The organism is Streptomyces sp. cg40, from assembly GCF_050320165.1.
Lineage (GTDB): Bacteria > Actinomycetota > Actinomycetes > Streptomycetales > Streptomycetaceae > Streptomyces > Streptomyces hokutonensis.
This window is the reverse complement of sequence record NZ_CP190128.1, coordinates 6,448,090-6,462,075: the sequence shown is the minus strand read 5'-3', so window position 1 is coordinate 6,462,075 and position 13,986 is coordinate 6,448,090. Positions and strand designations below refer to the sequence as shown.

Here is a 13,986-nt window from a genome sequence, read left to right as displayed (position 1 = left end):
AACCGACGGCCATGAGGGGTGGAACCGCACGTGTTCGACGACACCGCAGGAGGGGTTCTCGGGCCGGGTGCGGGGGCTTCCGCGTCCGGGGCGGGGCTGATACGGCGGCGGCGTCGGCGGTGGGTGCGCGGGGCGGGGGTCGGGGTCGGGGTGGTCGTGCTCGGGGCCGTGGGGGCCGGGTGGGCCGTCTACGCGAAGCTCGACGGGAATATCACGCCGGACGACGCCGCCGCGGCCGAGCTGGCCCGGTACGAGAAGGAGCGGCCGACCGCCCTTGTGAAGGGGGCGCAGAACATTCTGCTCATCGGGTCCGACTCGCGGTCCGGGGACGGGAACGCCGAGTACGGGCGGGACTCGGGGACCGAGCGGTCGGACACGACGATCCTGTTGCATCTGGCGGCCGACCGGCGCAGCGCCACCGCGGTGTCGTTGCCGCGGGATCTGATGGTGGACGTGCCGGGGTGTCTGCGGCCGGACGGGACGCGGACCGAGCCGATGTTCGCGATGTTCAACTACGCGTTCCAGGTGGGGGGTTCGGGGTGCACGATCCGGACCGTGGAGAAGCTGACCGACGTGCGGATCGACCATCACATGGTGGTGGACTTCCATGGGTTCAAGGACATGGTCGACGCCGTGGACGGGGTGGAGGTCTGCCTCAAAGCTCCTATTCGGGACAAGGCGGCCAAGTTGAGGCTGCCCGCGGGCAAGGTGACGCTCGACGGGGAGCAGGCGCTCGGGTATGTGCGGGCGCGGAAGTCGCTGGGGAACGGCAGTGACACCGACCGGATGGATCGTCAACAGCGGTTTCTGGGTGCGCTCGTCAACAAGGTGCAGAGCGACGATGTGCTGTTCAATCCGGCGAAGTTGTATCCGGTGCTGGACGCGGCCACCTCGTCATTGACGACCGATCCGGATCTCGCGAGTCTGCGCGGCCTGTACGAACTGGTGCGCGGCGTACGGGACATCCCCACCGAACATGTGCAATTCCTCACCGTTCCGCGGGAGTCGTACATCTACAACGCGAATCGCGACCAACTCGTGGAACCCGAGGCCGAAAAGCTGTTCGCCCGGATTCGCACGGACGCGGCGGTCGCGGTGGCCGGGGAAGTTCCAGAGGTTCCGCGGGATTCCGGTGCAAACACCCTTATTCCGGCGGCCGGTTCGGGGGCCACGCCCGCGCCGACGTTTCGCGGGAACACCGCCGCCGAGGACGGCTGCGGGTAAAGCGCGCACCAAGTCGACGAACTTCTGTTCCGAAAAATAGGACGGATTGACCGGTTGTAGGGACGTGGAATTTGTCACCGCCGTCACTTGACGCTCAACTGGACGGATAGTGTGAGCGATCCGGTGTGCCGTGTGCTTGCGCATCGGATGAACGAGACCCGAGCGCCTGAAGGGGGAAGGCGCCGCGTGGCCCCGACGGAGGATTCGGTAAACCGTGGACGCGCAAGGCCGTGGGCGGGCGGACAACATCGACCCCGCAGACCAGTGGGTACTCAATCCGAACACTGGCGAATACGAACTGCGACTGACTCCTTCCACACCGCAGTCAGCGGTGCCGGGGCCCCGTAGAGCGACCGTGCGCAACAGCACGGTGGCTCCGGAGCGGGAGACGGTCCCGAAGAGCCCCGGGCGTGAGGTGCCGGGGCCGCGCAGACGGCGGGGCGCGCCCGAGGAGCCGCCGGCCCGGCGCGGTCGCCGGCCGGTGAAGAAGAAGGCCAAGGGCAAGAAGATCCTGATGTGGACCGGCGGCGGTCTGGCCTTCGTGCTGGTCGCGGTCGCCGGTGGCGGCTACCTATACATCAAGCACCTCAACGACAACATCACGGCCGTCTCCGACGACGGCGCCAGCACCGGTGGCTTCAGCAAGGGCAAGGCCATCAACCTGCTGGTGATCGGCACCGACAAGCGCACGGGCGCGGGCAACGAGGGCTACGGCGACGCCGGCAGCGTCGGCCACGCGGACACCACGATCCTGCTGCACGTGTCCAAGGACCGCTCGAACGCGACCGCGCTCAGCATCCCCCGCGACCTGATCACCGACGTACCGGACTGTCCCACGACCCAGTCGGACGGCACGTCGAAGGTCATCCCGGGTTCCACGGGCGTCCGCTTCAACACCAGCCTGGGCCAGAGCGGCCGTACGCCCAGCTGCACCGTGCGGACGGTCACCGAGCTGACCGGGATCCAGCCCGACGACTTCATGGTGGCCGACTTCAACGCCGTGAAGACGCTGACGGACGCGGTCGGCGGGGTCGAGGTCTGTCTCGCGAAGAACATCGACGACTCCGACTCGCATCTGAAGCTGTCCAAGGGCACGCACAACCTCTCCGGAGAGCAGGCGCTGGCCTTCGTGCGGACCCGGCACTCGGTGGGCTTCGGCGGCGACCTGAGCCGGATCACGCTCCAGCAGCAGTTCCTCAGCGCGCTGATGCGGAAGCTGAAGTCCAACTCCACGCTCACCAACCCCTCGAAGATGCTGAAGCTGGCCGAGGCCGGCACCAAGGCGCTGACCGTCGACGACAACCTCGACTCCATCGGCAAGCTGAAGGACCTCGGCCTGGAGCTGGGCAAGCTCAACCCGAAGAACCTCACCTTCACCACCGTGCCGGTCATCGACAACCCCGCGGAGAAGACCCCGGTGACGGTGGTCCTCAACGACACGACCGCCCCGCAGGTGTTCTCGCTGATCAAGAGCGACACCTCCTTCACCGCGGTCAAGCAGAAGGCCGCGAAGGAGAAGGCCGCCGTGGCCGCCCGGCTCAAGGGCACCAAGTCCGCCGCCTCCGCGGTGCGGGTGCGGATCCTCAACGGAGGGGCCGTCGCCGGCAGCGCACAGGAAACTCTTACGTGGCTGCAGAATGATGAGGGCGTGCTCAAGTCCGAGAACGCGGGCAACGCTCCGGCGGCGCTCGCGAAGACGACCCTCGAGTACGCACCCGACCAGGCGGACCAGGCTCGACGGCTCGCCGCCATCATGGGCCTCTCGGGGTCCGCGATGAAGCCGGGCAAGAGTGTGATCAACTCCCAGGGACTGCCGGCGATAACGCTGACCCTGGGCAAGGACTTCAAGGGAGCCGGCGTCCCGCTCACCTCGACCGCGGGGTCGACGCCGGAGGGGGTCCAGAAGTCCACGGCGGACAAGGTTGAGTGCGCCAAGTAGGTGACCACACGGGTCCGTTCCGCGTCTAACAGGGCGCGGGGCGGACCCGTGCGTCAGCGGCGCGGCGTGGGAGGGGTGGGGACTTGACTCAGAGCAGCGTGCGTGGGGAGGTGCCGGCGGTTGAGGACACGATGTCGCTCACGCCGGCGGACGGGAAGAGACCGGCGGACGGCGGCGGGGGCAGACGCAAGGGCCGTAGACGCCGGGTGCTGCGCTGGTCGGCGATCGTTCTCGCGGTGGTCATAACCGGGACGGCCGGCGCCGGATATCTGTACTACGAGCACCTCAACCGCAACATCAAGAAAGACCCCCTGAACATCGGGGACGAGAAGGACCGGGCGGCCGAGTCCAAGGCCAACGCGGCCGGGCAGAAGCCGTTGAACATCCTGCTGATCGGTTCGGACGCGCGGGACTCCGCGGAGAACCAGAAGCTCGGCGGCGCGAAGGACACCTTCGGGACTCCGGCCCGCGCCGACGTCCAGATGCTGCTGCACGTGTCGGCGGACCGCTCCAACATGTCGGTCGTGAGCATGCCGCGCGACACGTTGACGGACATCCCCAAGTGCACGGATCCGGACACCGGCAAGACGTACGCGGCCGAGACGGACGTCATCACGAACGACTCGCTGGGCCGCGGCGGCCCCGGCTGCACGGTGGCGACCTGGGAGAAGCTGACCGACATCCACATCGACCACTTCATGATGGTCGACTTCTCGGGTGTGGTGTCGATGGCGGACGCGATCGGCGGGGTGCCGGTCTGCGTGGACGCCAACATCTACTCGCACACCTCCTCCGGCAAGGGCTCCGGCCTGAAACTGAAGAAGGGCACCACGTCCATCAAGGGCCAGCAGGCCCTGCAGTGGCTGCGCACGCGCTACGGCTTCGAGGACGACACCGACATCGCCCGCACCAAGGCACAGCACCAGTACATGAACTCGATGGTCCGCCAGCTGCGCGAGAACGCCACGCTGAGCAACCCGACCGAGCTGCGCGGTCTCGCCGAGACGGCGACCAAGGCGCTCACGGTCGACAACGGTCTCGGGACGGTCGCCAAGCTCTACGACCTGAGCAAGGAACTGCGGAAGGTTCCGACCAAGCGGATCACCATGACGACGATGCCGTGGGAGTACTCGGGCAGCAGCGGCCGGGTGGTGCCGAAGCCGGCGGACGCGGCGCAGCTGTTCCGGCTGGTCCGTGAGGACATCGCGCTGGACGGCAAGGACAAGAAGAAGACGACGACAGCGGTAAAGGCGTCCACCGATCCGGCCGCCGCCGACGACAAGATCGCCGTACAGGTGGAGAACGGCACCCGCACCGACACGACGAGCGCGGTACGGGGGCGGGCGACCGCCGTGGCCCGGCTCCTCGTCGGCAAGGGCTTCAAGGAGGCGGTGGCGGACTCGTCGACGGCCCCCAGCGCGGCCACCACGGTCGTCCGCTACCCGAGCGCCGACCTGGAGGGCGACGCCCAGCGGGTCGCCAAGGCGCTCGGCATCCCGACCAGCGCGGTGAAGAAGTCGACGAGCGTCTCCGGGGTCACCCTGGTCGTCGGCGCGGACTGGAGCACCGGCACCAAGTACAAGGCCCCGGCCTCGGACGACACGACCCCGACGTCGGCGGACGCCCTCAACGGCTCGGACACCACGGCGTGCATGCACGTGGACCCGAACTACGTCTGGTGACAGGGCCGTTGCGGGGACGGCCCGGGGCGAGACGGGTCGTCCTCGGGCTGGTCGCCGTGGTCCCGGTGATCGCCGTCGTCAGGTCGCGGAAGCGGCGTCGTAGGGCGCGGGAGGGCTGAGCGCCACCACGGCCTGTACGCACGTCGGCCCGGACCACGACTGGTCGTGGTCCGGGCCGTCGTTCTCTGTGGCGGTGCTCAGCTGTTGGACGGGCTGAGGACCGCGGGCCGCCGGGACGCGATCACCCTGCGCGCAAGGGATTTGGGGCTGGTGAGGAAGCCGTAGCCCCAGGACATGTGCATGGTGGCGAGGGCGACGGGGATCTGGAGGCGGGCCTTCAGGGACAGGCCCTTGCCCGCCGGGAGGGAGCCGAGCGCGATCGCCGCGAGGTAGCCGCCGGGGATCAGGAAGCCCCAGGGCGTGAGGGCCGCGCCGGCCACGATCCCGGCCGCGATCACGCACACTGCGGTCGGCGGGGCGAGGTAGCGCAGGTTGATGGAGCCCTCGTGGTAGCGGGCGACGACGTGCCGCCAGCGGCCGTAGTCCTTGTACTGCTTGGCGAGGGCCTTCACCGACGGGCGGGGGCGGTACGACACCTTCAGCTCCGGCGAGAACCAGATCAGGCCGCCCGCCTCGCGGATGCGGAAGTTCAGCTCCCAGTCCTGGGCGCGGATGAACTCCTCGTTGTAGCCGCCCTGTTGTTCGAGGGCTTCGCGGCGGAACACCCCGAGGTAGACCGTCTCGGCGGAACCCGCTTCCCCTCCCGTGTGGAAGGCCGCGTTGCCCACGCCGATCTTCGAGGTCATCGCGGCGGCGACCGCGTCCTCCCAGGCGTTCTCGCCCTCGGCGTGCATGATGCCGCCGACGTTCTGCGCGCCGGTCTCCTCCAGGAGCCGTACGGCGGTGGCGATGTAGTTCGGCGAGAGCATGCCGTGGCCGTCGACGCGGACGACGATCGGATGGCGCGAGGCCTTGATCGCGGCGTTGAGGGCGGCGGGCGTGCGGCCGGCCGGGTTCGGGACGGTGTGGACGCGGGGGTCCTCGCGCACGAGCTCGGCCGCGATCTCGTCCGTGCGGTCCTTCGAGGGACCGAGGGCGAGGACGACCTCCATCTCGCCGGCGTACTCCTGCGCGAGGATCGCTTGGACGGCTCCGCGCAGATGCCGCTCCTCGTCGAGGACGGGCATGATCACAGAAACGGCGGGGAGCCGCACGTCGGGCTTGGCGTTCATAGGGGGCTCACGTTACCGCGAACGGGGGACACGGACGCGCCCCGCCCGGGCGGCTGCGGCGGTATCAGATCGTATGGGCCTACGGTGCTCAAGATCCCACGTACGGCCCTCGCGGAGGTGTCCCCCATGCCCACGCCGCCCCGCCGCTCCCCCGCCGCCCGTCCCCCGCAGCGCCGCCCACGGCCCCCCGTACGGCCGAAGAAGCCGCGCTGGGCCATGCGGGCGGCGACGACGCTGTCCGTGGTGGTGCTCGCGTCCGCCGGGATCGGGCACGCGGTGGTCAGCAGCCTCGACGCGGACATCGCCCGCGTCGACCCCTTCAAGGACATGAAGAACCGGCCGCGGGCGGGCCACGGCATGAACGTCCTGCTGGTCGGCACCGACGGCCGGGACAGGATCACGGAGGCGGAGCGGCGCGCGTACCACCTGGGGGGCGCGCCCTGTCACTGCACCGACACGATCATGATCGTGCACATCTCGGAGGACCGGGAGCGGGCCAGCGTGGTCAGCCTGCCGCGCGACTCCTACGCCGAGGTACCGGGGATCGCGGGCCGTCCCGCGCATCCCATCAAGCTCAACGCGGCGTATGCGGAGGGCGGCCCCAACCTCACCGTCCAGACCGTCGAGAGCATGACCCATGTGAAGATCGACCACTACATGGAGGTCGACTTCACCAGCTTCATGAAGACGGTCGACGTGCTGGGCGGGGTGAGGATCTGCACCGCCGAACCCCTGAAGGACTCCTACACGGGTCTCGATCTCCCCGCCGGCTCGCACACCCTGATGGGCGGTCAGGCCCTCCAGTACGTCCGCTCGCGGCACGTCGACGGCGCCTCCGACCTCGGCCGGATGAAGCGCCAGCAGCGTTTCCTGGCGGCGCTGATCGACCAGGCCACCTCCTCCGGGGTGCTGCTGAACCCGCTGAAGTTCCGCGACGTGACCCACGCCGTGCTCGGCTCGGTCCGCGCGGACAAGGGCTTCGGCACCGACGAACTCCTCGACCTCGGCCGCGCGATGCGCTCCTTCTCCCCGTCCTCCTCCGAGTTCACCACCGTGCCCATCGGACAGATGGGATACGTCGTGAAGGGCATCGGCTCCACGCTGAAGTGGGACGAGCCGAAGGCGGCGAAGCTCTTCGAGGCCCTGCGCGACGACAAGCCGCTGACCGTGCACCGGGCGCCGCGCGCGAACGCCGTGAAGGTGGACGTGGCTCCACAGCAGATCCAGGTCCAGGTGGAGAACGGCACGGCGACCGCCGGCCTCGGCAAGCGCGTCGACGCGGCCCTGGCGGCGACCGGCTTCCGTACGACGCACCAGCCGGTGAGCGCCGCCGACCACGCCGTACGACGGACGGTGATCGCCTACGACCCGCGCTGGGACCGTTCCGCGAAGTCCCTCGCGGCGGCGCTGCCCGGGAGCGAGCTGCGGGCGGTGCAGGGACAGGGACCGCTGCTGAAGGTGATCGCCGGGAGCGACTTCAGGCAGGTCACCCGGGTACGGGCGGCGGATGTGCAGCAGGGCGAGTTCGGGGTGGTGACCGGGGACGAGGTGGGGTGTTCGTAGTGAAGTGGGGCGTTTTGTAACAGCGCCGGCGGGCGGACCTCAGTCGCCGAGGCCCTCCGCCGCCCGCTTCTCGCGCAGCTCCATGATGGCGCGGCGGCGGGACAGGCGGTGGGTGCGGCGGATCTGGGCCTCCTGGCAGCGGCGCTCGTCGCGCTCGGTCTCCGGGATCACCGGCGGTACGGCCCGGGGCTTGCCGTCGGCGTCGACGGCGGCGAACACCAGATAGGCCGAGCCGACCTGGGTGGCCGGGGTCGACTCGTTCCAGCGCTCGGCCAGGACCCGCACACCGACCTCCATCGAGGTCCGGCCGGTCCAGTTGACCTGGGCCTTCACATGGACGAGGTCGCCGACCCTGACCGGTTCCAGGAACGCCATCTCGTCCATCGACGCGGTGACGGCCGGTCCGCCGCTGTGCCGCCCGGCGACCGCGCCCGCCGCGTCGTCGACCAGCTTCATGATCACACCGCCGTGCACGGTCCCCAGCAGGTTCGTGTCGGCGTTCGTCATGATGTGGCTGAGGGTGGTCCGGGAGGCGGACGTCGGCTTGCCCGGCAGATCTGTCATGGACGCCACCCTATGTCGGGGTGGACATCTGCGGACTTTGTGTTGGCTTCGCAACAGCAGTGCCCTGATTTTCCTACGACCCTTGTATCGGGCACGGTCGCTACCTGCACACTGGGCCCCATGAACGATTGGCCCGAGGGATGGTCCGGCGGCAACCGCGGCAACGAGTACGGACGCGGTAGCGCGAACGCACAGCCGGAGAGCGCACGCGTGATGCGCCAGGTACGACGCGGCCCGCAGGCCCCGCCGTACGGCGCCGGAGTCCCCCCGCAGCCGTCGTACACGGGCGGCCAGGGCTATGACGACGGCCAGAACGGCTACGGCCAGGGCGGCTACGACAACGGGTACGACAGCGGCTACAACACGGGCCAGGTCTACGGCGGCGGTGGCCCCGGCGGACCCGAGGGCCCCGACGACGGGCGCGGTCCGCGGCGGGCGCCGAACTGGCGGCGCCGTATCAAGTGGACCGCGATCACCGTGGTCACCGTGCTGGTCGTGACCACCGTCGGCACCTACTTCTGGGCCGATTCCAAGCTGAACCGCGACGTCGATCTGTCGAAGGTGATCGACCGGCCGGCGGGCGGCGACGGCACGAACTACCTGATCGTCGGCTCCGACAGCCGCGAGGGGCTGACGGCCGCCGAGAAGAAGAAGCTGCACACCGGTTCCGCCGCCGGCAAGCGCACCGACTCGATGATGATCCTGCACGTCGGCGACAACGGCGACACCCTGATCTCGCTGCCGCGCGACTCGAACGTGACGATCCCGTCGTACGTGGGCTCCACCTCGGGCAAGACGTACCCGAACACGGGCCGTCAGACCAAGCTCAACGCGGCGTACGCGGAGGACGGCCCGACGCTCCTCGTCCGGACCGTCGAGTACAACATGGGCCTGCACATCGACCACTACGTGGAGATCGGCTTCAACGGCTTCGCGGACATCGTGGACGCGGTCGGCGGAGTCACGCTCACCATCGACAAGGGCTTCAAGGACTCGTACTCGGGCGCGAACTTCAAGGCGGGCAAGCAGACGCTGAACGGCGAGGAGGCGCTGGCCTTCGTCCGTACCCGGCACGCGTTCGCCGCCTCCGACCTCCAGCGCACGAAGAACCAGCAGAAGTTCCTGTCCGCCCTCGCCCACCAGGTGGCGACCCCGGGCACCCTGCTGAACCCCTTCAAGCTCTACCCGACGCTCGGCGCCGGCCTGGACTCCCTGTCCGTCGACAAGGACATGTCGCTCTGGGACCTGGCGTCCATGTTCTGGGCGATGAAGGGCGTCAGCGGCGGCGACGGCACCTCGATGAACATGCCGCTCGCCGGCTCCACCGGCGGCAACCTCCTGTGGGACAAGGCGAAGGTCAAGACGCTGGTCAACGAGCTGAACAACGACCAGAAGGTCACGGTCTCCGGCAACTGACGCGACCGGTGACATGAAGAAGGGGGCCCCTGTCCACCAGGGGCCCCTTCTTGTGCTCGCCGCTACGGCAGGTTGCGCGCCATCACGATGCGCTGGACCTGGTTCGTGCCCTCGTAGATCTGGGTGATCTTCGCGTCGCGCATCATGCGCTCGACCGGGTAGTCACGGGTGTAGCCGTAGCCGCCGAGGAGCTGGACCGCGTCGACGGTGACCTCCATCGCCACGTCCGAGGCGAAGCACTTGGCCGCCGCGCCCTGGAAGGTGAGGTTCTTGTCGCCGCGCTCCGAGGCGGCGGCCGCCTGGTAGGTCAGGGCGCGGGCCGCCTCGATCTTCATGGCCATGTCGGCCAGCATGAACTGGATGCCCTGGAAGTCGGCGATCGGCTTGCCGAACTGCTTGCGCTCCTTGACGTAGCCCTTGGCGTAGTCGAGGGCGCCCTGGGCGATGCCGAGGGCCTGCGCCGCGATGGTGATGCGGGTGTGGTCCAGGGTCTTCATCGCGGTGGCGAAGCCGGTGCCCTCCGCGCCGATCATGCGGTCGGCCGGGATGCGGACGTTGTCGAGGTAGACCTCGCGGGTCGGGGAGCCCTTGATGCCGAGCTTCTTCTCCGGGGCGCCGAAGGAGACACCCTCGTCGGACTTCTCGACCACGAACGCGCTGATGCCCTTGGAGCGCTTCTCGGGGTCCGTCACGGCCATCACCGTGTAGTACTCGGAGACGCCCGCGTTGGTGATCCAGCGCTTCACGCCGTTGAGGACGTAGTGGTCTCCGTCGCGGACCGCCTTCGTCTTCATGCCGGCCGCGTCCGAGCCCGCGTCCGGCTCGGAGAGGGCGTACGAGAACATCGCGTCGCCCTTGGCGAGCGGGGTCATGTACCGCTTCTTCAGGTCCTCGGAGCCGGAGAGGATCACCGGGAGCGAGCCCAGCTTGTTCACCGCGGGGATGAGGGAGGAGGAGGCGCAGACGCGGGCCACCTCCTCGATCACGATCACCGTGGCCAGCGCGTCCGCGCCCGTGCCGCCGTACTCCTCTGGGACGTGGACGGCGTGCAGGTCGTTCGCGACGAGGGCGTCGAGCGCCTCCTGCGGGAAGCGGGACTCCTCGTCCACCGCTGCGGCGTACGGCGCGATCTTCGCCTCGGCCAGTGAGCGGATCGCGTCGCGGAGCATGTCGTGCTCCTCTGACGGGCGGTACAGGTCGAAGTCAGCCGATCCGGCCAAGGTCTCTCACGCTCCAAGGACGCTGTGATGACGGCGCTAATTACCGTTAAGTAACCCAAATTTTAGGGGCCCGCCCACGGGAGTGATACGTGAGCTTGGCGACAGGGGGAAAGTTGCCCGTCAGAGCGTCCGACTATGCTCGGGCGCGCATCCGCCCGTAGACCTTCTGGAGCATCCATGGCCCTCAAGATCACCGTGATCGGCACCGGCTATCTCGGCGCCACCCACGCCGCGGCCATGGCCGAGCTGGGCTTCGAGGTGCTGGGTCTGGACGTCGTGCCCGAGAAGATCGCGATGCTCCAGCGGGGTGAGGTCCCGATGTACGAGCCGGGGCTGGAGGAGCTGCTGCGCAAGCACGTCGCCGGCATCGAGGGATCGAGCGGACGGCTGCGGTTCACCATGGACTGGGCCGAGGTCGCGGAGTTCGGCGACGTCCACTTCATGTGCACGAACACCCCGCAGAAGCACGGCGAGTACGCCTGCGACATGTCGTACGTCGACCGGGCCTTCGAGTTGCTCGCCCCGCATCTCACCCGCCCGGCGCTCGTCGTCGGGAAGTCCACCGTGCCGGTCGGTTCGGCGGACCGGCTGGCCGCGTATCTCGCCGAGCACGCGCCCGCCGGCGCGGACGCCGAGCTGGCCTGGAACCCGGAGTTCCTGCGCGAAGGGTTCGCCGTCCAGGACACGCTGCATCCGGACCGGATCGTGGTCGGCATACGGAGTGAACGGGCCGAGAAGCTGCTGCGCGAGGTGTACGCGGCGCCGGTCGCGGCCGGATCGCCGTTCGTGGTGACCGACTTCCCGACCGCCGAGCTGGTGAAGACGGCCGCGAACTCCTTCCTCGCCACCAAGATCTCCTTCATCAACGCGATGGCCGAGGTGTGCGAGGCCGCCGACGGCGACGTCGTGAAGCTGGCCGAGGCGATCGGGCACGACGAGCGGATCGGCAGCAAGTTCCTGCGGGCCGGGATCGGCTTCGGCGGGGGCTGTCTGCCCAAGGACATCCGGGCGTTCATGGCGCGCGCCGGTGAGCTGGGCGCCGACCAGGCGCTGACCTTCCTGCGCGAGATCGACTCCATCAACATGCGGCGGCGCGGTCAGATGGTCGAGATGGCGCGCGAGGCGCTCGGCGGCGGCTCATTCCTGGGCAAGCGGGTCGCCGTGCTCGGCGCGGCCTTCAAGCCCGACTCGGACGACGTCCGCGACTCCCCCGCGCTGAACGTCGCCGGCCAGATCCACCTCCAGGGCGGCCAGGTCACCGTCTACGACCCGAAGGGCATGGACAACGCCCGGCGGCTGTTCCCGACGCTGGGCTACGCCGACACCGCCGTGGAGGCCGTGCGCGGTGCTGATGTCGTCCTGCACCTGACGGAGTGGCGGGAGTTCCGCGAACTGGACCCGGCGGAGCTCGGCGAGGCCGTACGCGCCCGGGTGGTCCTCGACGGCCGCAACGCGCTCGACCCGCAGCTGTGGCGGAAGGCGGGCTGGACGTTCCGCGCGATGGGGCGGCCCACCGCGTAGGGCGCGATCGGGCGGACAGCGCGGGGTTACGACACCGGGACCCGGCGCCGGGCCCTGGTGCAGGGCAACACCGGTCCGGCCAGGGCTCGTTCCACGGGCCGCCGCACCACTCAACGCCCGACCGGACGGACGACACGGGGCTACGCCACCAGACCGCGGCGCCTGGCCCTGGCGCCGGGCGGAGCAACACGGTCCGGCCGAGGCAGCGGGGCAACACCGGTCCGGCCAGGGCTCGTCCGACAGGCCGCCGCACCGCTCAACGCCCGACCGGACGGACGACACGGGGCTACGCCACCAGACCACGGCGCCGGGCCCTGGCGCCGGGCGGAGCAACACGGTCCGGCCGAGGCAGCGGGGCAACACCGGTCCGGCCAGGGCTCGTTCCACGGGCCGCCGCACCGCTCAACGCCCGACCGGACGGACGACACGGGGGTACGCCTCCGGGCCGCGACGTGGGGCACTGAGCGCGGCGGGGCGACGTCGTTCCGTCTGGGGCACGATCGATGGACAGTGCCGCCGCACGACTCACGCGTACCACCGCACAACGCTGGCGTAGGCGGACGACGCCGGTCCGGCCGAGGCTCAGTCGGCCGGACCGGCGTCTTGCTGCATTCTGCACCACTGGGCTGTGCTCGGCGCGGGGACCGCTCAAGTCGCCTCCGACGAGGGCTACTTGGCCCGGTAACGCCGCATCTTCGCGCGCGCCCCGCACACCGCCATCGAGCACCAGCGGCCCCGGCCCGCCGGGCTGCGGTCGTAGTACGCCCAGTGGCAGGTCGGTGCCTCGCAGGCCTTGAGGCGGGGCCAGGTGCCCGCGACGAGGGACTGGGCGATCGCCGCCGCGACGCGCGAGAGCAGGGGTTCCGCGTCGGCGGGGGTGAGGCGGGCGGTGCCGTCGTGCGCGTCGAGGGTGATCAACAGCGGTGCGCTCGCGAGGAGTTCGCCGAGCGGGGTGACGTCCCGGTGCGCGGGGTGGCCCGCGTGGGCGAGCAGAGTGGCGCGCAGCGACTCGCGGAGTTCGCGGGCTCGCGGGACCTGGTGTGCCGTGAGCCCGAAGGGGGCCCGGCCGTCCTCCGTGTCCAGCGCGTCGGCTCCCGCCTCGATGTCCAGCGTGTTCACCAGCGCCTCGATCAGGGCCAGATCGCCGGGCGCGGGAACTCTCTCACTCATGCTTGCGACGTTACCTCCAATGCGGGAGGATGAGGTAACCGTTACCGGCTGACGCCACATATGGGTAACCCGAAGGAGTCCGTCATGGCCATCGCCGAGCTGGGTGCCGTCGTCCTGGACTGTCCCGACCCGCGCGCGCTCGCCGCGTTCTACGCCGGGGTCCTGGGCGGCACCGTCGAAGTGGACGGAGAGGGGGAGTGGGTGGACCTGAAGGTGTCCGGCGGCCAGACGCTGGCGTTCCAGGAGGCACCGGGGCACGTACCGCCGAAGTGGCCCGCGCCCGGCGACTCGCAGCAGTTCCACCTCGACCTGACCGTCGAGGACCTGGACGCGGCCGAGAAGGGCGTCCTGGAGCTGGGCGCGACCCCGCTGGATGCCGAGGACCGTTCGCGCAGCTTCCGGGTGTACGCCGACCCGGCGGGGCACCCGTTCTGCCTCTGCGCCTGCTGACCCAG

11 protein-coding genes are annotated in these 13,986 nt (G+C 69.7%); 7 read left to right on the top strand and 4 right to left on the bottom strand.

The window, feature by feature from the left end; all coding sequences use genetic code 11:
- The first annotated feature begins 30 nt into the window (after positions 1-30).
- The 3 genes from ACQHII_RS29095 (at position 31) to ACQHII_RS29085 (ending at position 4,845) form a co-directional block, all read left to right on the top strand.
- The gene (locus ACQHII_RS29095) at positions 31-1,224 is read left to right on the top strand and encodes an LCP family protein (protein ID WP_427922050.1); all 1,194 of its coding nucleotides are present in this window, start codon (positions 31-33) and stop codon (positions 1,222-1,224) included.
- 214 nt (positions 1,225-1,438) lie between these two features.
- The gene (locus tag ACQHII_RS29090; RefSeq protein ID WP_427922049.1) at positions 1,439-3,163 is read left to right on the top strand and encodes an LCP family protein; all 1,725 of its coding nucleotides are present in this window, start codon (positions 1,439-1,441) and stop codon (positions 3,161-3,163) included.
- Positions 3,164-3,294: 131 nt separating this feature from the next.
- The gene (locus tag ACQHII_RS29085) at positions 3,295-4,845 is read left to right on the top strand and encodes an LCP family protein (RefSeq protein ID WP_427922048.1); all 1,551 of its coding nucleotides are present in this window, start codon (positions 3,295-3,297) and stop codon (positions 4,843-4,845) included.
- Between the two features lie 197 nt (positions 4,846-5,042).
- Here the strand turns inward: ACQHII_RS29085 and ACQHII_RS29080 are convergent, their stop codons facing one another.
- Positions 5,043-6,077 carry a glycosyltransferase family 2 protein gene (locus tag ACQHII_RS29080; RefSeq protein ID WP_427922047.1) on the bottom strand — a complete coding sequence of 345 codons (1,035 nt, stop codon included), beginning with the start codon at positions 6,075-6,077 and terminating at the stop codon, positions 5,043-5,045.
- Between the two features lie 126 nt (positions 6,078-6,203).
- On the opposite strand from ACQHII_RS29080, the gene ACQHII_RS29075 reads away from it, so the two are divergent.
- Positions 6,204-7,640, top strand: coding sequence for an LCP family protein (locus tag ACQHII_RS29075; protein ID WP_427922046.1), 1,437 nt, complete (start codon positions 6,204-6,206; stop codon positions 7,638-7,640).
- Positions 7,641-7,679: 39 nt separating this feature from the next.
- On the opposite strand, the gene ACQHII_RS29070 is transcribed toward ACQHII_RS29075, so the two are convergent.
- Positions 7,680-8,204: an acyl-CoA thioesterase gene (locus ACQHII_RS29070; RefSeq protein ID WP_427922045.1), complete on the bottom strand. Its 525-nt coding sequence runs from the start codon at positions 8,202-8,204 to the stop codon at positions 7,680-7,682.
- Between the two features lie 120 nt (positions 8,205-8,324).
- Here ACQHII_RS29070 and ACQHII_RS29065 point away from each other — a divergent pair, with 120 nt between their 5' ends.
- Entirely contained in the window at positions 8,325-9,620 is a 1,296-nt protein-coding gene (locus ACQHII_RS29065) for an LCP family protein (RefSeq protein WP_427922044.1), read from the top strand.
- A gap of 62 nt (positions 9,621-9,682) precedes the next feature.
- Here the strand turns inward: ACQHII_RS29065 and ACQHII_RS29060 are convergent, their stop codons facing one another.
- Positions 9,683-10,840 (bottom strand): acyl-CoA dehydrogenase, encoded by a 1,158-nt coding sequence (locus tag ACQHII_RS29060; protein WP_266769313.1) that lies wholly within the window; start codon positions 10,838-10,840, stop codon positions 9,683-9,685.
- 177 nt (positions 10,841-11,017) lie between these two features.
- On the opposite strand from ACQHII_RS29060, the gene ACQHII_RS29055 reads away from it, so the two are divergent.
- Positions 11,018-12,361, top strand: a complete 1,344-nt coding sequence (locus ACQHII_RS29055; protein ID WP_427922043.1) for a UDP-glucose dehydrogenase family protein — start codon at positions 11,018-11,020, stop codon at positions 12,359-12,361.
- Between the two features lie 669 nt (positions 12,362-13,030).
- Here the strand turns inward: ACQHII_RS29055 and ACQHII_RS29050 are convergent.
- Entirely contained in the window at positions 13,031-13,531 is a 501-nt protein-coding gene (locus tag ACQHII_RS29050) for a CGNR zinc finger domain-containing protein (protein ID WP_427922042.1), read from the bottom strand.
- Positions 13,532-13,615: 84 nt separating this feature from the next.
- On the opposite strand from ACQHII_RS29050, the gene ACQHII_RS29045 reads away from it, so the two are divergent.
- Entirely contained in the window at positions 13,616-13,981 is a 366-nt protein-coding gene (locus ACQHII_RS29045) for a VOC family protein (protein WP_427922041.1), read from the top strand.
- Positions 13,982-13,986: the final 5 nt, after the last annotated feature.